This window comes from Microbacterium sp., from assembly GCF_035554235.1.
Taxonomy (GTDB): domain Bacteria; phylum Actinomycetota; class Actinomycetes; order Actinomycetales; family Microbacteriaceae; genus Microbacterium.
In genome coordinates this window covers 1-21,425 of the sequence record NZ_DATMIO010000279.1, presented here as the reverse complement: position 1 = coordinate 21,425, position 21,425 = coordinate 1, and the positions used below count along the sequence as shown (strand labels likewise).

Sequence of the window (21,425 nt, the reverse complement as noted above, 5' to 3'; positions counted from 1 at the left end):
CGAGATGGCATGGGCGCTGTCGGTGCGCGGCGCGAATCCCGAGGACGGCGAAGACTCGGTTTCGATGGGATCGGATGCCTCGACCGCCGAACTCTTCCGTGCCGCCCTCGCTGCGCAGCGCGCCACGGAGCTCGAGCGGGGCCTCACCCTCGTCGGCCCGCACCGCGACGATCTCGTGCTCCGGGTACGGGGCCTTCCCGTCAAGGGCTACGCGTCGCACGGCGAATCGTGGTCGGTGGCGCTCGCGCTGCGCCTGGCGTCGGCAGAGCTGCTGCGCGCAGACTCGCCAGCCGGCGATCCGGTGCTCATCCTCGACGACGTCTTCGCCGAGCTCGACGCCGGGCGCCGCGGGCGCCTCGCGGGATTGGCGTCGGGATACGAACAGGTGGTGGTGACCGCGGCGGTGGAGGAGGATGTCCCCGACGCCCTGGCCGCGCGGGTCGTGCGTGTGGAAGCGGGCCGCATCCTGAAGGAGGTTTCATGACCGACTCCTCCCCCAGTGTGCCGTCGAAGGGTGTGCCGGCGAAGGGAGTGCCGGCGAAGGGCGCGCCTGCTCCCGGCTTCGCGTCGGCGGCGGGGTCTGCGGATGCTGTGCCCGAGACCGTCGCGACGTACCTCCGCCTTCGCGGCCTCGAGCCCAGCGCGGGGGCGGTGCGCCGCCGCCGCAAGCGCGGCGTCGTGGACGACGACAACGCTCCGTTCGCCCCGGGCCGCGACCCGAAGGGCCTCGCCGATGCCCTCACCGACCTGACCCGTGAATCCGGGTGGGTGCCGCAGCTAGCCCGCGAGGACCTCGTGCTGCAATGGCGGGAGGTGGCGGGCGAGGACACCGCCCGGCACGCCCGCCCGGTCGCCCTCGCCGATGGCACTCTGACGGTGCAATGCGACTCCACCGCGTGGGCGAAGCAGCTTCAGCTGATGCGCTCGCACATCCTCTCCCAGATCATCGCGAGGCACCCGGATGCCGGGGTGACCACTCTGCGCTTCGTCGGACCGGACGTCCCCTCTTGGAAATGGGGTCCCAGAGCCATTCCAGGCCGTGGCCCGCGCGATACCTACGGATAAGACACCTCCGTTCCTCCCCAGGTCGATTTCATCGCGGCACAGGGCCGCATAGCCCACAGTGGCGCGCGGTTCCTTGTAGACTGAGGGTGCCCTGAATAACGATGTGGAGTGCGCCGCGAATATGACGTCACAGACCCCCGACAATCTGCCCGAGGATCTCGACCAGCCCTCTCCCATCGCAACACCAGAAGACCCGCAGCCCGAACGGACCCACGTCGACTACGGGGCCGACGAGATCCAGGTGCTCGAGGGCCTCGAGGCCGTCCGCAAGCGGCCCGGCATGTATATCGGCTCCACCGGCCCGCGCGGCCTGCACCACCTCGTGCAGGAGATCGTCGACAACTCGGTCGATGAAGCCCTCGCCGGCTACTGCGACCTGATCGATGTCACGATCCTGCCCGATGGCGGCGTCCGCGTCGTCGACAACGGCCGCGGCATCCCCGTCGACATCCACAAGATCGAGGGCCGCTCGACGGTCGAGGTCGTGCTGACGGTGCTGCACGCCGGCGGCAAGTTCGGCGGCGGCGGCTACGCCGTCTCCGGTGGTCTGCACGGCGTCGGCTCCTCCGTCGTGAACGCCCTCTCGACGCGGCTCGAGGTGGAAGTGCGCCGACAGGGGCACGTCTGGCGCCAGTCCTACCGTGACGGCGGTGTGCCGCAGGCCCCCCTCGAACGCGCCGAGCCGAGCTCGGAGACCGGAACGACCATCACGTTCTGGCCGGACGACTCGATCTTCGAGTCCGTCGACTTCGACTACGACACGCTGCGCACCCGCTTCCAGCAGATGGCCTTCCTCAACAAGGGCCTGCGCATCGATCTGCGCGACGAGCGCCCGGCATCGGCCTACGACGAAGAGCTCGAGCCGGGACAGGTCGTGCTGCAGCAGCCGAACGACAGCTTCCTGTACGAGCGCGGCCTCGTCGACTACGTCGAGTACCTCAATCGGGTGCGCAAGGCGGAGCACGTCAACGAAGAGGTCATCGACTTCGAGTCGGAAGACACCGAGCGCAAGATCGCCCTCGAGGTCGCGATGCAGTGGACGACGAGCTACACCGAGAACGTCTTCACCTACGCGAACACGATCAACACGCACGAGGGCGGCACCCACGAAGAGGGCTTCCGCGCGGCCCTGACGACGCTCGTCAACAAGTACGCCCGCGCCCAGAATCTGCTCAAGGAGAAGGACGAGAACCTTTCGGGCGATGACGTGCGCGAGGGACTCACGGCCGTCATCTCGGTCAAGCTCTCCGAGCCGCAGTTCGAGGGTCAGACGAAGACCAAGCTGGGCAACACCGAGGCCAAGGCGTTCGTGCAGAAGGTCGTCGGCGACCGCCTCGGCGACTGGTTCGACCGCAACCCGGCGCAGGCCAAGAACGTCGTGCGCAAGGCCATCGACGCCGCGACCGCCCGCCTCGCGGCGCGCAAGGCGCGCGAGACCGCGCGCCGCAAGAGCGTGTTCGAGAGTGCCGCGATGCCCGACAAGCTCAAGGACTGCACGAGCAAGGACCCCTCGATCAGCGAGATCTTCCTCGTGGAGGGCGACTCGGCCGGCGGCTCCGCCGTGCAGGGCCGCGATCCCCACACCCAGGCGATCCTCGCGCTCCGCGGCAAGATCCTCAACGTCGAACGCGCCCGCCTGGACCGTGCCCTCGGCAACCGCGAAGTGCAGGCGATGATCCAGGCCTTCGGCACGGGCATCGGCGAGGAGTTCGACATCGACAAGGCCCGCTACCACAAGATCGTGCTGATGGCCGATGCCGACGTCGACGGCCAGCACATCACCACGCTGCTGCTGACGCTGCTGTTCCGCTACATGCGCGGGCTCATCGAAGCCGGCTTCGTCTACCTCGCGCAGCCGCCGCTCTTCCGCCTCAAGTGGTCGAACGCGCCGCACGAGTACGTCTACAGCGACCGCGAGCGCGATGCACTGCTCGCCGAGGGCGTCGCCGGTGGCAAGCGGATCCCCAAGGACAACGGCATCCAGCGCTACAAGGGTCTCGGCGAGATGAATGACAAGGAGCTGTGGGAGACGACCATGGATCCCGAGACCCGCACCCTCCGTCAGGTGACGATCGACGATGCGGCCGCCGCCGACGAGATCTTCACGATCCTGATGGGTGAAGACGTCGAATCGCGCCGCGGCTTCATCCAGCGCAACGCCAAGGACGTCCGGTTCCTTGACATCTGATCTCCCCACCCCCTCAGCGAGGCAGGCGGCGGGTCGCTCCCGGCCACCTGCGAGCCGCACGGCGCGCGCCGGCGCAGCGATGCTCCTGCCGAGGCGATCGGGGTAGGGGCCCGCTCTTGCCGAAGCAGGAGCATCGCGGAGCCGGCCCCAGCCACGTACGAACGGAAAGACGAGAATGACTGACGCAGAACGCCCCGCCGTCCCCGAGCACAACCACGGCCGGATCGACCAGATCGACCTGCAGGCCGAGATGCAGCGCAGCTATCTCGACTACGCCATGAGCGTCATCGTCGGCCGTGCCCTGCCCGACGTGCGCGACGGGCTGAAGCCCGTGCACCGCCGCGTGATCTACGGCATGTACGACGGCGGCTTCCGCCCCGACAAGGCGTTCTCCAAGTGCGCCCGCATCGTCGGCGAGGTCATGGGTCACTACCACCCGCACGGCGACGCGCCGATCTACGACGCGCTCGTGCGTCTCGTGCAGCCGTGGGCGCTGCGCTATCCGCTGGCGCTCGGCCAGGGCAACTTCGGCTCGCCCGGCAACCAGGGCGCGGCCGCCCCCCGGTACACCGAGGCGAAGATGCACCCGATCGCGCTCGACATGGTGCGCGACATCGAAGAAGACACCGTCGACTTCCAGGACAACTACGACGGCCAGACCCAGGAGCCCAAGGTTCTGCCGGCGCGCTTCCCCAACCTCCTGGTGAACGGCTCGGTCGGCATCGCGGTCGGCATGGCGACCAACATCCCGCCGCACAATCTCCGCGAGGTCTCCGCCGGCGCGCTCTGGGCGCTCGATAACCCCGATGCGACGCGCGAAGAGCTGCTCGAGGCGCTCATAGAGCGCATCCCCGGCCCCGACTTCCCGACGCACGCCCAGATCCTCGGCACGCGAGGCATCAAGGATGCCTATCGCACGGGCCGCGGCTCGATCACGATGCGCGCCGTCGTGAACGTCGAAGAGGTGCAGGGCCGCACGTGCCTGGTCATCACCGAACTGCCCTATCAGGTCAACCCCGACAACGTCGCGGTCAAGATCAGTGACCTGGCCCGAGAGGGCAAGATCACGGGCATCGCCGACATCCGCGACGAGTCCTCGGGCCGCACGGGCCAGCGCCTCGTGATCGTTCTGAAGCGGGATGCCGTCGCCAAGGTCGTGCTGAACAACCTGTACAAGCACACCCAGCTGCAGGAGAACTTCGGCGCGAACATGCTCGCGATCGTCGACGGCGTGCCGCGCACCCTCCCGCTCGACGGCTTCATCACGCACTGGATCGACCACCAGATCGAGGTCATCGTGCGCCGCACGCGGTTCCGCCTGCGCAAGGCCGAAGAGCGCATGCACATCCTGCGCGGCTATCTCAAGGCGCTCGACGCGCTCGACGAGGTCATCGCCCTCATCCGCCGTTCACCGACCGTGCAGGAGGCGAACGAAGGACTGCAGAGGCTGCTCGAGATCGACGACGTGCAGGCCCAGGCGATCCTCGACATGCAGTTGCGCCGCCTCGCGGCGCTCGAGCGTCAGAAGATCATCGACGAGGCAACCGAGCTCGAGGCGAAGATCGCGGACTTCAAGGCGATTCTCGCCGACCCCGCCCGCCAGCGGACGATCATCCGCGACGAGCTGATCGCCATAGTCGATCGGTTCGGCGACGATCGCCGCACGGAGATCCTCGCCGGGTACGACGGCGACATGTCGCACGAAGACCTCATCCCCGAAGAGGAGATGGTCATCACCGTCACGCGCGACGGCTACATCAAGCGCACCCGCAGCGACAACTACCGCTCGCAGCATCGCGGCGGCAAGGGCGTCAAGGGCGCGCAGCTGCGCGCCGACGACGTCGTCGAGCACTTCTTCGTCACGACGACGCACCACTGGCTGCTGTTCTTCACGACGAAGGGCCGCGTCTACCGGATCAAGGCCTACGAGGTGGGCGAGGCGGGCCGCGACGCGAAGGGCCAGCACGTGGCCAACCTCCTCGCCCTGCAACCCGGTGAGGAGATCGCGCAGATCCTCGACATCCGCGATTACAGCGTCGCGACGTACCTCGTGCTCGCCACTCGCGGCGGTCTCGTCAAGAAGACCCGCCTCACCGAGTACGACACCAACCGCCAGGGCGGGGTGATCGCGATCAAGCTGCGCGAAGACGACGAGGTGACCAGCGCCCTCCTCGTCGAAGAGGGCGACGGCATCCTGCTGATCAGCCGTCACGGCATGTCGCTGCGCTTCACCGCGACCGACGAATCGCTGCGGCCCATGGGCCGCTCGACCGAGGGCGTCAAGGGCATGTCGTTCCGCGGGCACGACAGCCTGCTCTCGGCGTCGGTGGTGCGCGACCAGGGCTACGTCTTCGTGGTCACCGAGGGCGGCTATGCCAAGCGCACGTCGGTGGACCAGTACCGCAGCCAGAGCCGCGGCGGAATCGGCATCAAGGTGGCCCGTCTGACCGATGATCGCGGCGACCTCGCGGGCGGCCTGATCGTCGGCGAGGACGACGAGGTCTTGGTGGTTCTTGCCAGCGGCAAGGTGGTACGCTCTGCCGTGGCCGAGGTGCCCGCCAAGGGCCGCGACACCATGGGTGTCGTGTTCGCGCGGGCCGGCGACGATGATCGAATCATTGCGATCGCCCGCAACGGCGAACGAGGCCTGGCCGACGCAGCCGAGGCCGCCGAAGGCGAAGTCCCCGAGGGGGACGCTCCCACCGACATCCCCGAGGAAAGTACTGACGCATGAGCACCGTAGCCGACAAGCTCGCCAAGAAGTCCACCAGCAAGTCCAGTTCCAAGCAGGTCCGCCTGCGCCTGGTCTACGTCGACTTCTGGTCGGCCGTGAAACTGTCCTTCCTCGCGGCCGTCGCCCTGGCGATCGTCACGATCGTGACGTTCTTCCTCGTCTTCACGGTCGTGCAGACCACCGGCCTCATCGACCAGGTGGACGAGTTCTTCCAGAGCTTCTCCGACGGCGGAATCTCGATCACCGCCTTCGTCGGGCTCCCCCAGGTGATGGCGTTCGCCGCGGTCGTGGCCATCCTGAACCTGATCGTCGTGACGGTGCTCGGGGCCGTCATCGCGGGAATCTACAACCTCGCGGTCAAGGTGACCGGGGGCCTCCTGGTCGGCTTCACCTCGAGCTGACCTCGGTTTCTCGAAACCGGAACCTTCAGGTAAAGTCTTGGAGGTTGACGGGGGTATAGCTCAGGCGGTTAGAGCGCTTCACTGATAATGAAGAGGTCCCAGGTTCAAGTCCTGGTACCCCCACCAAATCACCTCAGGGGCCTTAGCTCAGTTGGTAGAGCGCCTGCTTTGCAAGCAGGATGTCAGGAGTTCGATTCTCCTAGGCTCCACAATCACTACACCCTGCTCGACACGGCGACCCCCGCGACTCCGAGCCGCCCACTGCGTAGGCTGGGCCGATGAAGCTCCGCGTCGCCGCGTACGCCGTCATCACCGATGACGAAGGGCGCGTGCTGCTGGCGCACTGGACCGAGGGGCGGCGCCCGGCGTGGACGATGCCGGGCGGCGGGCTCGAGCCAGGTGAGGACCCGGCCGTGGCCGCGCGCCGCGAAGTGCACGAAGAGACCGGGTACCGGGTGCGGATCGGCGACCTGCTCGGCATCCACTCCCGCGTCATCCCCGCGGCTCGGCGGGTGGATCCGGACGCGGCCGAGCCGATGCAGGCGCTGCGGATCGTGTATCGCGCCACGGTCACGGGCGGGCGCCTGCGCGACGAGAAGGCAGGCTCGACCGATCGGGCACAGTGGTTCACGATCGACGAGGTCGTCGCGCTTCAGAGGGTCAAGCTCGTCGACGTCGCGCTCACGATGGCCGGTCTGATGTGAGTTCCTGCGAGATGTCGGCGATCGTCGCGTCGTAGGCGATCACGAGCTCGTCGGCGTCCACGAACAGGCTGTAGCCGTGGGCGCCCGCGCCCATCGCGATACGCGTCCCTACGATGCGCTGGTCGGCGTACACCGGCCACTCGGTCGTGCTGCCGATGGGCACGATCGTGCCGCGCTCGTAGCCGGTGGCGGCGAGGGCGCGCGCGGCATCGGGCAGTTGCAGCTTGTTGACCCCGACGACCGCACGGAGCTTCGGCCAGGAGATCGCGCGATCCCCGGGAACCAGCGCGAACAGGTACGTGTCGTCGGCGCGCTTGACGACAAGCGTCTTGACGATGTCGGCCGGGCGCAGGCCCAGCAGCGCGGCCGCCTCCGGGAGGCTGGCGGCGGCCGGTCGCTCGCGCAACTCGATCGCCAACCCGCGGGCGGCTGCCGCTTCGAGCACGCGCGTCGTCGCCTCTTCGGGCTCAGCAACCGATGTCACGCGTCGGAACAGTTCTCAGGCGTCGGGCGCGCGCAGCGGGTCGTCGGCGACCCAGAGCTCGTCGTCTGCGCGGAGCGTCTGCCAGGCGGCGTAGATCACGCCGACGGCGGCCGCGACACCGAAGACGATGGCGACCACACCGCCGACGCCGATGCCCGAGCGTGCCGGCGGCGCGACGGGCGCGTGGACCTTCTTGAACGGCGTGAGGTCGAAGCCGCGTCCGGCGGCTGCGCGCTGACGCGTCTCGTTCGCGGCATCCCACACCGAGAGGGCGGAGCCGAAGACGCCACCCACCGTGGGGACGATGCGCTGGTCGATGACCTTCTTCGTCTTGTCGAGCACCGGGGCAACGTGCGCGGAGTACTTCTCCTGCACGGTCGGGATGACCTGCTCGCGGTTGAAGTGGCCGAGCTGCCGCCCCGCTTCGCGCGCGATGTCCGCCGCTTCGTTGACGAGAACCTGCTGTGTGTCCCACAGTCTGTTCGCCGAATCCTGCAGCTTACGGAGTTCCTTCTTGCGCTTACGGCTAAGGCTCACGGGGGCCTCCCTATCGATGAGGATTGGAATATCCCATCTTGCCAGACGTGGCCCCACGCGGGAGGGCTTGCACAGAACTCTGAGAGAATGTACGCATGCCTCAGCACACCGCGGTAGCCACCCTGCACACGAACCACGGCGACATCGTCGTCAACCTCTTCGGAGACCACGCGCCTCGCACGGTGCAGAATTTCGTCGGCCTCGCCGACGGAACCGGAACCTGGACGCACCCCGGCACCGGCAAGCCCGGTGAGGGCCCGCTCTACAAGGACGTCGTCTTCCACCGCATCATCCCCGGCTTCATGATCCAGGGCGGCGACCCGCTCGGACAGGGCGTCGGCGGACCCGGATACACCTTCAACGACGAGATCAGCGGCGAGCTCGACTTCACCGCTCCTTACAAGCTCGCGATGGCGAACGCCGGCCTGCGCCGCAACGCGATCACCGGCGCGGCCGAGGGCACCAACGGCTCGCAGTTCTTCATCACGACCGACCCCACCCCGTGGCTGCAGGGCAAGCACACGATCTTCGGCGAAGTGGTCGGCGACGACTCGAAAGCCGTCGTCGACGCGATCGCCGCCGTTCCGACCGCCGCCGGCGACCGCCCGATCGAGCCCGTCGTGCTCGAGTCGATCGACGTCGTCGCGGTCTAGCCGCTCGAGCGTGCTCCCCGTGCCCGTGGAACCGGTTCGTCCGTGACCTCGCCCGAGTTCGCGCGCAACACCGACAACTTCTGCTACCGGCATCCCGATCGGCAGAGCTTCGTGCTCTGTCAGCGGTGCCTGCGCACCATCTGCCCGGAGTGCCAGACGCAGGCGGCCGTGGGCGTGATCTGCCCCGAGTGCCTGCGCGACCAGCAGAAGTCGCAGACCCCGGCGCAGGTGAAGGCCGAACGTCGCTGGTCGCGCGCCCCCCGCACGGTCGCGCTGTCGAAGGATCAGCCCGTCGTGACCTACGGGATCATCGCGCTCTCGGTGCTGGTGTACATCGCGCAGCTGATCCCGAACTCCCCCGTGCAGCAGTGGCTGAGCTTCTACGCGCCGTGGCTCTACCCCTCACTGTCGGGCACCTTCGAGCCGTGGCGGCCGTTCACGATGCTCTTCGTGCACGGCGGGGTCTGGCATGTCGGCCTGAACATGCTCGCGGTGTGGATGATCGGGCGGAGCCTCGAGCCGCTCCTCGGGCACATCCGGTACCTGGCGCTCTACCTGATCAGCGGACTGGGCGCCGCCGTCGCGGTCACCCTCCTGTCGTTCACCACCCCGGTCGTGGGCGCCTCGGGTGCGGTTTTCGGCCTGCTCGGCGCACTGCTCGTGATCGGCCGGCACATCGGCGCGAACATCAGCGGCATTTTGATCATCGTCGGCATCAACCTCGTGATCGGCTTCATCCCGGGGATGGGAATCTCGTGGCAGGCGCACGTCGGCGGGCTCGCCGTCGGTGCCCTGGTCGGGCTGATCTACGCACGCACCCGCACACGCCAGCGCCGCGGACTGCAGATCGCCCTGCTGATCGGGCTCGTCGTCGCGCTCGTGGCGCTGCTTTTGATCCCGCTCGCGATCTACGCCTAAGAGGGGCGGAGCCGGGCCTGAGGCGGACGGAGCGGTGAGTTATCCACAGATCCATCCACACATGGGGATGAATCACACCGGTGTAATTCCGGTCAGCGCCACCGCGTGGTCATGAGGAACCCGATGAACGCGATGCCGAAGCCGATCACGAGGTTCCAGGCCTCGATGCCCGGAATCGGGTATTGCATGCCGCTCAAGTAGAAGACGAGCACCCACGCGAGCCCGAGCAGCATGAAGCCGATCATCACCGGCTTGAACCACACCGGGTTGGGTGCGACATCCGACTCGCTGCGTTCGACGTGCTCGTCACCAGATCGTGCCATGGGAGCATTCTACTCGCAGGGTTCGCGCAGAAGTGGTCGATAGGATCGGCCCGTGGACAGGGGAACCGCGGTCGAGGGCGAGACCATCGTGGCAACGCCGCGCCGCCGCGTCTCCGTGGCAGGTGTGATCGGCGAGATCCTCATCACCGTGGGCGTCGTGGTGATGCTCTACGTCGTCTGGCAGATGTGGGTCGGCGACATCATCTACGGCGCTCAGAACAACGCCGCCGCGGCCGAGCTCTCGCAGGAGTGGGAGGGTTCGCCCGACCCCGTGCCCCTCCCCGACGCGAGCACACCCGCGGCAAGCCCCGATCCGACCCTCCCCGATGCGGGGTGGGAGCCGGTCGTGCTCGACGAGCCCGCGGACGCGGAGGTGTTCGGCGTCATGCACATCCCGCGCTTCGGCGCGGAGTACGCCACGAAGATCGCGGGAGGTGTCTCGCGAGCGCGCACGCTCGACCCGATCGGCATCGGACACTACCCCGGCACCGAGATGCCCGGGCAGGTCGGCAACTTCGCCCTCGCCGCCCACCGCACCACCTTCGGCGCCCCCTTCGCCCGCATCGCAGAATTGCACGTCGGCGACGCCATCGTGATCGAGACCGAGGCGGGCTGGTACACCTACCGGTTCCGCACGCTCGAGTATGTGCGGCCCTCCGAGGTCGACGTGCTGGCGGACGTGCCGCAGTCGCCCAACCCCCCCGGCAGCGAGCGCTACCTCACCATGACGAGCTGCTCGCCGAAGTTCTCGCTCGCCGAGCGCATCGTCGGCTACAGCCTCTTCGAGTCGTTCCGGCCGCGCACCGAGGGACCTCCCGCCTCGCTCACCGAGGGAGTGGGCGCCTGATGTACGGCGCACTGTGGCGTACGCTCCCCGGGCCGTGGCCGGTGAAGGTGCTCATCCTGCTCGTGCTCGCGGCGGCCATCGTGTACGGACTGTTCTTCTATGCGTTCCCGTACGTGAGCCAGTACGTGAACCCGCAGGAGGTCACCGTCGGGCTGGGCCCCCGGGTATGAACGACGCAGTGATGAACGACAGAGCGATGAACCACGGCTCGATGAACCACATCTCGATGAACCACATCTCGATGAACCACGGCGGAATGAACCGCGCCCGTGTGCTCGTGGTCGACAATCACGACAGCTTCGTGCACACCCTCGTCGGCTACGTCGAACAGCTCGGCGCGCTCGTTGACATGGTCGAGGCCGATGAGATCTCCGATGCTCCGCGCGCGATCGACGGATACGACGGGGTGCTCGTCTCGCCGGGACCGGGAACCCCCGCGAACGCCGGCGCGTCGATCGCGATCGTGCGCGCCGCCGCGGCCGCGCGTGTGCCACTGCTGGGCGTGTGCCTCGGCCACCAGGCGATCGGGGAGGCATTCGGCGCCACCGTGTCGCACGCCCCCGAGCTCATGCACGGCATGACCTCACAAGTGCGGCACGACGGATCGGACCTCTACGCAGGGCTGCCGAACCCGTTCACCGCCACGCGGTACCACTCGCTCGCGATCGAGCCCGGCAGCCTTCCGCCCGACCTCGCCGTCACGAGCCGCACCGAGGGCGGGGTCATCATGGGCGTCGCGCACCGGACGCGACCGGTGTGGGGCGTGCAGTTCCATCCCGAATCGGTGCTGACCGAGGGCGGGTACCGGCTGCTCGCGAACTGGCTGGCCACGATCGGGATGCCGGAGGCCGTGCGCGCGGCGGGCTCGCTGCATCCGCTCCCCGGCGTCCACCGCGGCGATGGCGCGGCGCTCGCCTACGGTTCGGCGCAGTAGGTCCCTACGGTCCGGTGCAGTAGTTCAGCGTCACGGTCGCATGCACGGGCGCCTCGCCCGGAGGGATCGACTGCGACGCCACGGTGGCGGGATCGGTCGCCGAGCACGACGGATCGGCGAGCGTTTCGACGAAGAGCTGCGAGTCGTCGGCCTCGAGCGCCCGGGTCGCGGCATCCACCGTGAAGCCGCGGTAGTCGAGGATGACGACGCGGCCCGTCGCGACGACCATGTTCACGGTCGTGGCGAGCTCGACCTCCGTACCCTCGAGGGGGTCGGTCGAGATCACCGTCCCGGCGGCGAGAGCGGGGTCGTTGCGCTGCGTGATCGTGCCTATCGACAGACCGGCGGCGGTGATGGCGTCGCGCGCGGGCGTCTCGAGCAACCCCTGGAGTTTCGGGACGGCGGCGGTCTCCTCGCCTCGCGAAACGTACACGGTGACCTTCTGGGCCGGCGTCACGGAGGCGCCTGCCTCCGGTTCGGTGCGGACGACGTCGCCTTCGTTGACGTCGCTGCTGGCCTCCTCGACCCGATACGCGATGAGGTCTTCCTTCTCGAGCGCGGCGTTGGCCTCGTCGTACGTCATCCCGGCCACGTCCGGGACGATTCGCGAGTTGGCCGGCGTCTCGGAGGCGGGCCGGATCGTCACGGCCCAGAAGAGCACCGAGATGAGCAGCACGGCCAGGATTGCGACGCCCGCCCAGATCCAGGCGACGGGCGGCCCGCTCTGCGTGCGCGCCATCGTCGTGTCGGTGCTCAGCTGCCGGAGCGAGCGCGCGGTCTCGGCCGCCTGACGCGGATTCGGGCCGTACAGCTCGCTCGTGAGCGAACCCAGCTGACGCTTCGTCGGGGCCTTGCCGTCGAAGGCCGCATCGAGGGACTCGCGGAAGGATGCCGCATCCTGATATCGCTGGAAGGGATCCTTGGCGAGGGCGCGCAGCACGACGGCGTCGAGGGCGCGAGGTACCGTCGCGATGACCTCCGACGGCGACACGGGCGTCTCGCTGACGTGCTGATAGGCGACCGCCACGGGCGAATCGCCCCGGAACGGCGTGCGCCCGGTCAGCAGTTCGTACAGCACGACGCCCGTCGAGTACAGGTCGGCGCGCGCGTCGACGGACTCGCCCTTCGCCTGTTCCGGAGAGAAGTACGACGCGGTGCCGAGGATCGCGGTGGTCTCCGCGACGGTCGACGAGGATTCCGACACCGCACGGGCGATGCCGAAGTCCATCACCTTGACCTGGCCGGCCTCGGTGACCATGACGTTGCCCGGCTTGATGTCGCGGTGGACGACGCCCGCGCGGTGGGAGTACTCCAGGGCCTCGAGGATGCCGTCGACGTAGCGCACGGCATCCGCCACCGGCACGGGGCCCGTCGCGATGATGTCCTTCAGCAGCGCGCCGTGCACGAGTTCCATCACGATGTACGGCGCCGGGTGCGTGCCCGAGGCATCCGTCACGGTGTCTTCGCCCGCGTCGTACACCCGCACGATCGCGGGGTTCGCCATGCGCGAGGCGGCCTGCGCCTCGAGCCGGAAGCGTGTGCGGAACGCGTTGTCGTTCGCGAGATCGCGGCGGAGGATCTTGATGGCGACCTGGCGCCCGAGCGTCAGGTCGTAGCCCCGGTACACGCTGGCCATGCCGCCCCGCCCGATGAGCTCATCGATGCGATACCGTCCCGAAAGGACGCGCGGTTCGCTCGACACGGATCGACTCCCAGGGTGGTGGAACAAGCTGTCAGCCTAGCCTAAGCGGCTGCGCGCCTCTCCGAGATCAGCCGTCTTCGCCCGCCGGCGGCGGTGTCTCGGAGTCTCCGGCGACGATCGGCACGTCCATCGGCGGCGACGAGCCGGAATCGCGCGGTCCGGCGTTGCACGTAGCCGTGTAGCTCGCGCTGACGGTCGCTCCCACCGGACCGGTGACGATGATGTTCGCCTGGCGCACGGTCGGCGCGAAGACCTGCTGGTTCGCGGGTCCGGAGGTGAAGGTGGCGTTCGAGACGACGACCGTGTACTGGCTGAGCGTTCCCGTGCCGGATGGGCACGTGAAGTTCTGCCAGTTGAGCTGCACCGTCGATCCGGCGCTCACTTGCGTTACGGCGACGCCGGCCTCGGTGATCGTCGGCGCGTTCTCCGGCGAGCCGACCGAGACGACCTCGGCGTAGACGGTGAGGTCGACCGTCGTGCCTTCCTCGAGGCGGCCCTTCGGCTGGAAGTCGTAGACGAGGCCGACCTGGTCGTCGGACGGCGCGGCATTTCCCGGCGCACACCGGGCGACGAGATCGTTGCTCACGAGGATCTCGCTGGCGGCGTCGCAGGTCTGGTTGAGCAGCCCCAGGCTGTCGACATCCACCCTCGTCTCTGACGGCGTGGGTGTGGCAGACGACGGCGACGGCGGCTTCGAGGTGGAGGAGTTCGTGGGATCGGCGCTCGGCGTCTGGTTCGCGAGCACGGCCCACAGGGTTCCGCCCAGCACGAGCAGAAGCAGCACGATGAGGGCGATGAGCGGCCACGTCCATGGGCTGCGCTTGCGCTTCTCGGTCGGCTCCTCGTCCGAGGGGACGGGAGCGGCGGGCAGCAGACGGGTGGTGTCCTCGCCCGAGGCACCGAGCAGCTGGGTGACGTCGTCACCGCCGCTCCTGGCGCCGGTGGCGATGGCGGGAACCGCCGCGGCGGCGGCCGCGACATCCCCGCGGCGAAGCGCGCTCGCGGCCCGCGCGACGGCCGCCGAAGACGCCGGCCGGTCATCGGGCTTCTTCGCGATCATCGCCATCACGAGGTTCTGCACGGGCACGGCGACCGTCGGCGGAAGCGGCGGCGGCTGCTCGTTGATCTGCGCCATCGCGATCGCGACCTGCGACTCCCCCGTGAAGGGGCGCTTGCCGGCCAGGCACTCGTACGCGACGATGCCGAGCGAGTAGGTGTCGGTGGCGGGCGACGCGGGGTGACCGGAGGCCTGCTCGGGGGAAAGGTACTGCACCGTGCCCATCACCTGTCCGGTCGCCGTGAGCGGCACCTGGTCGGCGATGCGGGCGATGCCGAAGTCGGTGATCTTCACGCGGCCGTCGGGGGTGATCAGCAGGTTGCCCGGCTTGATGTCGCGGTGCACGAGGCCCGCCGCATGCGCGGCCTGCAGGGCGGCGGAGGTCTGCGCGACGATGTCGAGGGTCTTGTCCGCCCCGAGGGATCCGTCGCGCTCGATGATCGTCGAAAGCGCTTCGCCAGGGACCAGCTCCATGACGAGAAAGGCGCTGCCGTTCTCCTCGCCGTAGTCGAAGACGCTCGCGATGCCCTCGTGGTTGACGAGCGCGGCGTGGCGGGCCTCGGCGCGGAAGCGTTCGAGGAAGCCCGGGTCTCCCATGTACTCGTCTTTGAGGATCTTGATCGCGACGGTGCGGCCGATGACGTGGTCGGTGGCCTCCCAGACCTCGCCCATCCCGCCGATCGCAATCCGCGAGATCAGTTCGTAGCGGCCGCCGAATGACACACCCTGTGTTGGCCTCATCTGTTCAGCACCGCCTCCATGACCTTCTTCGCAATCGGAGCCGCGATGGTGTCACCGCTGCCCGACTGCCCTTGCCCGCCGCCGTCTTCGACGACGACGGCAACCGCAACCTGCGGATCGACGGCTGGTGCGAAACCCGTGAACCACAAGGTATACGGTCGCTGATCGCCGTTCTCCGCCGTGCCCGTCTTTCCGGCCACATCGACTCCTTCTATTCTTGCACCCGACGCCGCGCCGTCACTGACATTGGCGACCATGAGCGCCGCCAGCTGCTGGGCGATGCCGGGATCGAGGGCTCTCCCGAACTCGGTGTTGTCGTACGTCTTCTGCACCGCAAGGTCGGGGCCGATCACACTGTCGACCATGCGCGGGGCCATCACGACGCCGCCGTTGGCGATGCCGGCCGACACCATCGCCATCTGCAGCGGCGTCGCCGTGACCTGACCCTGACCGAACCCCGACAGGGCGGTCTGCGCGTCATCCAGCGCCCGCGGATAGCTCGAGGGCGTGGAGACGAGCGGGCTCTCGAACGAGAGGTTGAACCCGAACAGCTCGGCCATGTCGAAGATCGCCTCGTCGCCGAGTTGGACGGCGAGCTCCGCGAACGGGATGTTGCAGCTCAGGCGCAGTGCGTCGGCGATCGTCACCTCGGCGCCCGGGCCGCATGTGCCGCCCCACGCGTTCTGCACCGTGCTCGAGGACTGCGGGAGTTGATAGACGGCCGGATTGGGCAGGGTGGACTGCGGGGTCCACGCCCCCGACGCGAACGCGGCGGCCGCCGTGACGAGCTTGAAGGTCGAGCCCGGAGGGTTGAGGTCGCCCGCTATCGCGCGGTTCGCCAGGGGATCGGCCGGATCGGCGTCGAGGGCGTCGTAGGCCGCAAGCGCGTCCGACGTGTTGTGCGAGGCGAGCAGGTTGGTGTCGAAACCCGGCGATGTCGCCATCGCGAGGACGCGGCCGGTGGCCGGCTCGATGGCGATCACGGCGCCCTGCAGGCCGGCAAGGCCCTCGTACGCGGCGCGCTGGGCGGCGCCGTCGAGGGTCAGCAGCACGTTCGAGCCCCGCGGCGCCTGACCGGAGAGGATGCGTTCTATGCGGGAGAGGAACTGCGCGCTCGCGGTGCCCGAGAGCACCGGGTTCATGGCCTGCTCGATGCCCGTGGCCGCGTCCGCGCCGAACACGGGGTTGATGTAACCGGTGACGGGCGCCCACATCGCGGCATCCGTGTACACCCGCTGGAACGAGTACACGTCGTCGGAGGGGACGGATGTCGCGATCGCGACGCCGTCGACGATGATCGAGCCGCGTTGCACCTCATAGCTGTCGTAGAGGGCACGCGTGTTGCGCGCGTTCTCGGCCAGCTCCTCGGCCTGCACGACCTGGATCCAGCTCGTCGACCCGAAGAGGGCCAGGAACATGAACAGCATGACGATGCTGAGCCGTCTCAACTCCTTGGTCATCCGATCACCACCCGCGGCTGGCGGCGGACGCCGTCCGAGATGCGCAGCAGCAGCGCGACGATCAACCAGTTGGCGATCAGCGACGAGCCACCGGCCGTGAGGAACGGCGTCGTCAGGCCCGTCAGCGGGATCAGGCGGGTGACGCCGCCGACCATGATGAAGACCTGCAGGGCGATCGTGAACGAGAGCCCGGTGGCGAGCAGCTTGCCGAAGTCGTCCTGCCCGGCGAGGCCGATGCGCACGCCGCGGCTCGCGAACACCATGTACAGGCACAGGATGGCGAAGACGCCGACGAGCCCGAGCTCCTCACCGAGGCTCGGGAGGATGTAGTCGCTCTGCGACAGGGGGGTGAGGTAGGGCCGGCCCTGCCCGAGTCCCGTTCCGATGAGCCCGCCCTGCGCGAGGCCGAAGATGCCCTGCACGAGCTGGTAGCTGCCGCCCGTGCGATCGATGATCTCGGGGTTGAAGGCATCCAGCCAGTTCGCGAAGCGCCCGCCCACATAGCTGAGCACTTGTGACGCGAGCAGCGCGCCCGCCACGGCGAGACCGACACCGAGGACGACCCAGCTCGTCTTGCCGGTCGCGATGTAGAGCATGGCGACGAACATCCCGAAGATCAGCAGACCCGTGCCGAGGTCGCGCTGCAGCACGATGATGCCGAGCGAGATCAGCCAGATCACCAGGAGCGGGCCGAACTCACGGGCCCGCGGCCAGGTCAGCCCGAGGAAGCGGGTGCCCGTGGACATGAGGCTCTCGCGGGTGCGCACGAGGTAGCCGGCGAAGAAGATCGCGAGCAGGATCTTTGCGAGCTCTCCTGGCTGGAACGAGAAGACGCCCGCGATCGTGACCCAGACGTCGGCGCCCGCCTCGTCGACGCCGAGACCCGGAACGAACGGCAGCAGAAGCAGCAGGATGCCCGCGAAGCCCGAGACGTAGGTGTACCGGAAGAGCACCCGGTAGTTGCGCAGCAGCAGCACGACCGCGATCGCCCCGACCACGGCGATGGCCGTCCAGGCGAGCTGCTTCGTCGAATAGGCATCCCAGCCGTGCAGGTCGACCGCGATGTCGATGCGGTAGATCATCGCGATGCCGAGGCCGGTGAGCAGGGTCGCGATCGGCACCACGAAGGGGTCGGCGTCGGCGGCGCGCAGGCGGAGCACGATGTGCAGGGCGAACACGAGCGCGGTGAGGCCGCCGCCGTAGACGAGGAACGTCCACTCGATATCGCCGAGAGCGCCGAGCTGCACCAGGGCCACCGCCGCGGCATTGATGGCGCTCGCGAAGATGAGCAGGCCCAGTTCGCGGTTGCGCTGCGTCTGGGGCACCCGCAGCCGGCGCAGGGCGCGGATGACGGTCGTGTCGGCGGAGACGTCGCGGGTCGCGGTCATCGCTGGGCCTCCGCCGTCTCGCGGAGCCGGTCGACGATCGCCTCGGCGTTCACCAGCGAGCTCGCGCTGATCGTCTCCTCCACGGTGGAGCGGTCGAACGAGGGCAGGTCATCGAGCAGGATGCCGGTGTCTTCGTGCGGCGTGGAGAGCGAAATGGGCCCGATGTTCTGCTGGATGCCGCGGAAGATCACGACCGTGTCGTCGTCGGCGCCGATGAAGTAGCGGGTCTGCGTCCAGGCGTACGCACCGATCACGGCGGCCGCCAGGAGCGCGAGCACGACGACGAGCCCGACGATCCAGCCGATGCGGCGGCGGCGTGCGCGGCGGCGATCCTCCTCGATGAGTTCCTCGAGGAACTCGGCGGCGGGCTCGAAGTGGGTGGGCTCGTTGGCCGCCTGACGGTTCGGGTGCAGCCAGCCGCCGCGGCCCGAGCGGGCGGCCGGCACGGCCACGCCGACGGGATTGGATGCCGAGCCGACGATGGTGGGCGTGCCCGAGACGACGGGATGCTGGCCGCCGACGTCGACGATCACGACCGTCACGTTGTCGGGCGCCCCGCCGTCGAGCGCCTGCTTCAGCAGCGCGTCGGCGGTGCGGCCGGGGGGCATGCCGAGGCCGAGCGACTTCGCCGTGTGGGCGTCATCCACCACTCCCGACAGGCCGTCGGAGCAGAGCAGCCACCGATCGCCGTCCTGCGTGGCCATGATGAATGTGTCGACCTCGGGATCGGCCGACATGTCGCCGAGCACGCGCATCAGCACCGAGCGGCGCGGGTGGTAGCGAGCCTCTTCCTCGGTGATCCGTCCTGACTCGACGAGCCGCTGGACGAACGTGTGGTCGGTCGTGATCTGGGTGAGCTGCCCGTCGCGGTACAGGTAGATGCGCGAATCGCCGATGTGCGCGATGACCGCGTAGTCGTCGACCATGACGAGCGCGCTGACGGTCGTGCCCATGCCGGCGAGCTCGGGGCGCTCCCGCACCATCTCGATGAGGTCGGCGGCGGCCTCCGAGATCGCCTGCTGGAGCTCGCGCTCGGCCTCCGCGGTGGTCGCGTAGGCGTGGTCGAGGCCCTCCAGGCGGGCGACCGCGAGGCTCGAGGCGACGTCGCCGCCCGCGTGTCCGCCCATGCCGTCGGCGACGACGAACAGGTTCGAGCCGGCGTAGCCCGAATCCTGGTTGTTGGAGCGCACCTTCCCGGTGTGGGAGATGGCGGCGCTGGAGCCCTCGAAGACCATGGCTCCTTTACTTCCGCAGCTCGAACGTCGTCGCGCCGACCTTGATCGGCGCGCCGATCAGGATGGGCGTGGGAGTCGAGACGCGCTGGCCGTTGTGCCAGGTGCCGTTCGTGGAGTCGAGGTCCTGGATCATCCACTGCTCGCCCCAGAGCACGAGGCGGGCATGGTGGCTCGACGTGTAGTCGTCGCGGATGACGAGCCCCGACTCGCTCGATCGCCCGATCGTGAGGGGCTCGGTGCCGAGGGGCAGTTCGAGGCCTGCCTTGGGACCGGACGTGATGACGATGCGCGCGACCGCGTCGGAGGTCGCCTTTCCGCCGGGCTTGGCGGTGGGCGTGACGGAGGACGCGACGGGCCTGCCGACCGGGGCGGTGGCCGCGTTCGGACCCGGGGCGCCGACCGGTGCGGGCCCCGCGACGGCGGGCTCGGGGAGCTTGCGCACCTTGACGCCGAACAGGTCGGCGCGCAGCGAATACACGACCGCGAACACGAAGAACCAGAGGAGAAGCAGGAAGCCGATGCGCAGGAGCAGCAGAGTGAGTTCACTCACGGAGCAAAGCCCCCGTCCCGCACGTCGTAGGCGCGCGTGGCGTCGGCGGCCGGAGTGGTCGGCCGCGGTGGGGTCGCGATGGGCACGACGTGGAAGACGATCTCGGTGCGGCCGATGCGCACGGTCGAATCGGGCGCGAGATGTGCCTCGCCCACCTTGCGGCCGTCGAGGAACGAGCCGTTCGTCGACCCGAGGTCGCGCACCATGGCGCGTTCGCCGTCCCAGAGGATCTCGACGTGCTTGCGGCTCGTGCCGGGGTCGGCGATCGTGATGTCGGCGTCGCTGCCGCGGCCGATGACGGTGCGCGACTTGGTGAGCGGATGCCGCTTGCCCTCGACGTCGACGACCGCGCGCCACGACACCTGTCCGGCGGCGGTGCCCGACTCGACGCGGATCGTGCCGGTGGGCACCGTCTCGTCGCTGCGGACCGCGATGGAGACGGGCCCCGCGAAGCTGTAGCCCTGCGATTTGGCGTGCTTCTGCACGAGCGTGTCGAGCTCTGAGACGAGCGTCGAACCGAGAGCGCGCATCTTGTCGTTGTCGGCCGGCGAGAGATGCACGGTGAGCGAGTTGGGCGCCAGGATGCGGTCGCGGCTCACGACGGCGGCCTTGGTGTCGAGCTCGCGCCGCAGGGCGGATGCGATCTCGACGGGTTGGATGCCGCTGCGGAAGGTCTTGGCGAACGCGCCGTTCACGGCGCGTTCGAGACCTTTCTCGAAGCTGTCAAGTAGTCCCACGCGACTCCTCAGGCAGGCAGGCAAGTATCGACATCGTAGTTGCACAGGCTGTGCAGCCGCAGAGCGGCGTCCCCCGAGACGGGCGCGCTCCCCCGATCGTGATATCCTCGGGAGGTTGACATGAGCGGGAAACCGCCGGTGTCGGCGTCTGCGCGAGTGGCGGAATAGGCAGACGCGCTGGCTTCAGGTGCCAGTGTCCGAAAGGACGTGGGGGTTCAACTCCCCCCTCGCGCACAGTGTGATGTCTCAGGACATCGCGGACGGATGAACCCCCGGTTTGGGGGGTTCATCCGTTTTTCGTTGGTAGCCGTGGGCGGGGCCCGCGCAGGCGGGTTTGGGGCGGATTCCCTCCTTCGGGGCGCACCGGCCGCGCCCCATAGGACGAGATGCGCCCCAAACCCGGTTTATACCGGGCACCGAGACGGCACCGGGCGGGCGGGAAACGCCGGGGAAGATGTTCGAGCGTCGTCGGCTTCGACGACATCCCTGAGGCGGCGCACTCCCTCCCTCCGCTGACCACCATGCGGCAGGCCTTCGAGGCACTCGGGCGCGACGCGATGAGCCCGGTGCCGATCCAGTGTGCCTATGACGGGTGAAGCGAGGGTGAGAACCCGACTCCGGCGGTCGGTTCGCGGTTAGACAGATCGCAGGTGTCTCTGAAGGTGCGTGCGTTCCACACGGCGACGGGCACTGCGAACAGAACAACAATGAGGGGGATCTCTGTGGGTCGTGCGAGTTGGTTGAGGGCTGATCGCCCCCGGAGGCGC

The 21,425-nt window shown here is 68.6% G+C and carries 21 protein-coding genes, 3 tRNA genes and 1 pseudogene; 15 read left to right on the top strand and 10 right to left on the bottom strand.

Annotated features, from left to right (window positions below):
• The 8 genes and pseudogenes from VNT50_RS14195 to VNT50_RS14160 all read left to right on the top strand — a co-directional run.
• Positions 1 to 484, top strand: a pseudogene (locus VNT50_RS14195) (DNA replication/repair protein RecF); the annotation flags it as partial.
• The gene (locus tag VNT50_RS14190) at positions 481 to 1,065 is read left to right on the top strand and encodes a DciA family protein (protein ID WP_325485756.1); all 585 of its coding nucleotides are present in this window, start codon (positions 481 to 483) and stop codon (positions 1,063 to 1,065) included. The pseudogene VNT50_RS14195 and the gene VNT50_RS14190, both read left to right, overlap by 4 nt.
• A gap of 121 nt (positions 1,066 to 1,186) precedes the next feature.
• The gene (gyrB, locus tag VNT50_RS14185; RefSeq protein WP_325485755.1) at positions 1,187 to 3,253 is read left to right on the top strand and encodes a DNA topoisomerase (ATP-hydrolyzing) subunit B; all 2,067 of its coding nucleotides are present in this window, start codon (positions 1,187 to 1,189) and stop codon (positions 3,251 to 3,253) included.
• Between the two features lie 175 nt (positions 3,254 to 3,428).
• Positions 3,429 to 5,987 carry a DNA gyrase subunit A gene (gene gyrA, locus VNT50_RS14180; RefSeq protein WP_325485754.1) on the top strand — a complete coding sequence of 853 codons (2,559 nt, stop codon included), beginning with the start codon at positions 3,429 to 3,431 and terminating at the stop codon, positions 5,985 to 5,987.
• On the top strand, positions 5,984 to 6,388 hold the full coding sequence (locus tag VNT50_RS14175; RefSeq protein ID WP_325485753.1) for a DUF3566 domain-containing protein: 405 nt from the start codon (positions 5,984 to 5,986) through the stop codon (positions 6,386 to 6,388). Before gyrA ends, VNT50_RS14175 begins: the two co-directional genes overlap by 4 nt.
• A 49-nt stretch (positions 6,389 to 6,437) precedes the next feature.
• Positions 6,438 to 6,514 (top strand) — tRNA-Ile (locus VNT50_RS14170).
• 10 nt (positions 6,515 to 6,524) lie between these two features.
• A tRNA-Ala gene (locus VNT50_RS14165) sits at positions 6,525 to 6,597 on the top strand.
• Positions 6,598 to 6,666: 69 nt separating this feature from the next.
• Entirely contained in the window at positions 6,667 to 7,092 is a 426-nt protein-coding gene (locus VNT50_RS14160) for an NUDIX hydrolase (protein WP_325485752.1), read from the top strand.
• Here VNT50_RS14160 and VNT50_RS14155 read toward each other — a convergent pair.
• On the bottom strand, positions 7,070 to 7,576 hold the full coding sequence (locus VNT50_RS14155) for an aminoacyl-tRNA deacylase (protein WP_414683977.1): 507 nt from the start codon (positions 7,574 to 7,576) through the stop codon (positions 7,070 to 7,072). The two genes, VNT50_RS14160 and VNT50_RS14155, sit on opposite strands and share 23 nt — an antisense overlap.
• Positions 7,577 to 7,591: 15 nt before the next feature.
• Positions 7,592 to 8,113 carry a DNA helicase gene (locus VNT50_RS14150; protein WP_325485751.1) on the bottom strand — a complete coding sequence of 174 codons (522 nt, stop codon included), beginning with the start codon at positions 8,111 to 8,113 and terminating at the stop codon, positions 7,592 to 7,594.
• Positions 8,114 to 8,208: 95 nt separating this feature from the next.
• Between VNT50_RS14150 and VNT50_RS14145 the strand changes: the two genes are divergently transcribed.
• Together VNT50_RS14145 and VNT50_RS14140 are read left to right on the top strand one after the other, a co-directional pair.
• Complete coding sequence (locus tag VNT50_RS14145; RefSeq protein ID WP_325485750.1) at positions 8,209 to 8,766, top strand: peptidylprolyl isomerase; 558 nt, start codon at positions 8,209 to 8,211, stop codon at positions 8,764 to 8,766.
• Between the two features lie 42 nt (positions 8,767 to 8,808).
• The gene (locus tag VNT50_RS14140) at positions 8,809 to 9,684 is read left to right on the top strand and encodes a rhomboid family intramembrane serine protease (protein WP_325485749.1); all 876 of its coding nucleotides are present in this window, start codon (positions 8,809 to 8,811) and stop codon (positions 9,682 to 9,684) included.
• A gap of 92 nt (positions 9,685 to 9,776) precedes the next feature.
• Here VNT50_RS14140 and VNT50_RS14135 read toward each other — a convergent pair whose 3' ends face one another.
• Positions 9,777 to 10,007, bottom strand: a complete 231-nt coding sequence (locus tag VNT50_RS14135; RefSeq protein WP_325485748.1) for a cell division protein CrgA — start codon at positions 10,005 to 10,007, stop codon at positions 9,777 to 9,779.
• 52 nt (positions 10,008 to 10,059) lie between these two features.
• On the opposite strand from VNT50_RS14135, the gene VNT50_RS14130 reads away from it, so the two are divergent.
• The 3 genes from VNT50_RS14130 to VNT50_RS14120 all read left to right on the top strand — a co-directional run bounded on the left by VNT50_RS14130 (position 10,060) and on the right by VNT50_RS14120 (position 11,788).
• Positions 10,060 to 10,854 (top strand): class E sortase, encoded by a 795-nt coding sequence (locus VNT50_RS14130; protein ID WP_325485747.1) that lies wholly within the window; start codon positions 10,060 to 10,062, stop codon positions 10,852 to 10,854.
• Entirely contained in the window at positions 10,854 to 11,024 is a 171-nt protein-coding gene (locus VNT50_RS14125) for a hypothetical protein (protein WP_325485746.1), read from the top strand. The genes VNT50_RS14130 and VNT50_RS14125 overlap by 1 nt, the downstream gene beginning before the upstream one ends.
• A 71-nt stretch (positions 11,025 to 11,095) precedes the next feature.
• Positions 11,096 to 11,788 carry an anthranilate synthase component II gene (locus tag VNT50_RS14120; protein WP_414683978.1) on the top strand — a complete coding sequence of 231 codons (693 nt, stop codon included), beginning with the start codon at positions 11,096 to 11,098 and terminating at the stop codon, positions 11,786 to 11,788.
• Positions 11,789 to 11,792: 4 nt separating this feature from the next.
• On the opposite strand, the gene pknB is transcribed toward VNT50_RS14120, so the two are convergent.
• The 7 genes from pknB to VNT50_RS14085 form a co-directional block, all read right to left on the bottom strand.
• Positions 11,793 to 13,490, bottom strand: a complete 1,698-nt coding sequence (gene pknB, locus VNT50_RS14115) for a Stk1 family PASTA domain-containing Ser/Thr kinase (protein WP_325485745.1) — start codon at positions 13,488 to 13,490, stop codon at positions 11,793 to 11,795.
• Positions 13,491 to 13,557: 67 nt separating this feature from the next.
• Positions 13,558 to 15,288 carry a serine/threonine-protein kinase gene (locus tag VNT50_RS14110; protein WP_325485744.1) on the bottom strand — a complete coding sequence of 577 codons (1,731 nt, stop codon included), beginning with the start codon at positions 15,286 to 15,288 and terminating at the stop codon, positions 13,558 to 13,560.
• Positions 15,285 to 16,748, bottom strand: coding sequence for a peptidoglycan D,D-transpeptidase FtsI family protein (locus VNT50_RS14105; RefSeq protein WP_325485743.1), 1,464 nt, complete (start codon positions 16,746 to 16,748; stop codon positions 15,285 to 15,287). Before VNT50_RS14105 ends, VNT50_RS14110 begins: the two co-directional genes overlap by 4 nt.
• A complete protein-coding gene (locus VNT50_RS14100; RefSeq protein WP_325485742.1) occupies positions 16,745 to 18,136 on the bottom strand; it encodes an FtsW/RodA/SpoVE family cell cycle protein in 1,392 nt (463 codons plus the stop codon). The genes VNT50_RS14105 and VNT50_RS14100 overlap by 4 nt, the downstream gene beginning before the upstream one ends.
• Positions 18,133 to 19,371 (bottom strand): Stp1/IreP family PP2C-type Ser/Thr phosphatase, encoded by a 1,239-nt coding sequence (locus VNT50_RS14095; RefSeq protein WP_325485741.1) that lies wholly within the window; start codon positions 19,369 to 19,371, stop codon positions 18,133 to 18,135. The genes VNT50_RS14100 and VNT50_RS14095 overlap by 4 nt, the downstream gene beginning before the upstream one ends.
• A 7-nt stretch (positions 19,372 to 19,378) precedes the next feature.
• On the bottom strand, positions 19,379 to 19,921 hold the full coding sequence (locus tag VNT50_RS14090; RefSeq protein ID WP_325485740.1) for an FHA domain-containing protein FhaB/FipA: 543 nt from the start codon (positions 19,919 to 19,921) through the stop codon (positions 19,379 to 19,381).
• Positions 19,918 to 20,658, bottom strand: coding sequence for an FHA domain-containing protein (locus VNT50_RS14085; RefSeq protein WP_325485739.1), 741 nt, complete (start codon positions 20,656 to 20,658; stop codon positions 19,918 to 19,920). The genes VNT50_RS14090 and VNT50_RS14085 overlap by 4 nt, the downstream gene beginning before the upstream one ends.
• 150 nt (positions 20,659 to 20,808) lie before the next feature.
• Between VNT50_RS14085 and VNT50_RS14080 the strand changes: the two genes are divergently transcribed.
• A tRNA-Leu gene (locus VNT50_RS14080) sits at positions 20,809 to 20,892 on the top strand.
• A 152-nt stretch (positions 20,893 to 21,044) separates the two neighbouring features.
• The gene (locus VNT50_RS14375; protein WP_414683976.1) at positions 21,045 to 21,254 is read left to right on the top strand and encodes a substrate-binding domain-containing protein; all 210 of its coding nucleotides are present in this window, start codon (positions 21,045 to 21,047) and stop codon (positions 21,252 to 21,254) included.
• Positions 21,255 to 21,425 lie beyond the last annotated feature (171 nt).